The organism is Lamprobacter sp., from assembly GCF_034860625.1.
Lineage (GTDB): Bacteria > Pseudomonadota > Gammaproteobacteria > Chromatiales > Chromatiaceae > Lamprobacter.
This window is the reverse complement of sequence record NZ_JAYESN010000702.1, coordinates 1-736: the sequence shown is the minus strand read 5'-3', so window position 1 is coordinate 736 and position 736 is coordinate 1. Positions and strand designations below refer to the sequence as shown.

The 736-nt window shown below is 63.2% G+C and carries 1 protein-coding gene; it reads left to right on the top strand.

Annotated features, from left to right (window positions below):
- Positions 1-145: 145 nt before the first annotated feature.
- Positions 146-736, top strand: a 591-nt coding sequence (locus VBE63_RS30850) for an NAD-dependent epimerase/dehydratase family protein (protein ID WP_323686754.1), incomplete at its 3' end; no start/stop codon positions are given.

The window sequence follows — 736 nt, the reverse complement described above, 5'->3', positions numbered from 1 at the left end:
GCCCTCAGCGACGCACAGATTGCCCAAGCAACCGGGCTAACACTGGCCCAAGTCGAAGCCTTGCGCGCGGACAATGCGGTCAAGCCTCCCGGCTAAACCGCCACGATCCGGAAAGACCGGTTAAATTGATGATGCGTGAGATTTCGTGGGGATACCTCAGGGACAGACCACCAAGACCAGCGTGCACGGGGCGATCAACATGCTCGGGCCTTCTTGGGATCAGGCCAAGCGGGTGAAGGCCAAGTTCTTTCAGGCCTCGACCAGCGAGGTCTACGGCGACCCGACCATCCACCCGCAGACCGAAGATTATTGGGGCAACGTCAACCCCATCGGCCCGCGCTCTTGCTACGACGAGGGCAAGCGCTGCGCCGAGACGCTCTGCTTCGATGACCGTCGCCAGCATGGGCTGCGCATCAAGGTGGCGCGCATCTTCAACACCGACGGCCCGCGCATGCATCCGAACGATGGTCGGGTGGTCTCAAACTTCATCGTCCAAGCCCTGCGCAACGAGCCGATCACGCTCTACGGCGACGGTGAGCAGACGCGCTCGTTCTGCTATGTCGACGACCTGATCGAAGGCTTCGTGCGGCTGATGGACAGCCCGGATGACCTAACCGGCCCGGTCAACCTAGGCAACCCCGGCGAGTTCACGGTGATCGAGCTGGCTGAGGCGGTGAAGGACCTGACCGGCTCGCGCTCGCCGCTGGTGCACGAGCCGCTGCCGCAGGATGATCCG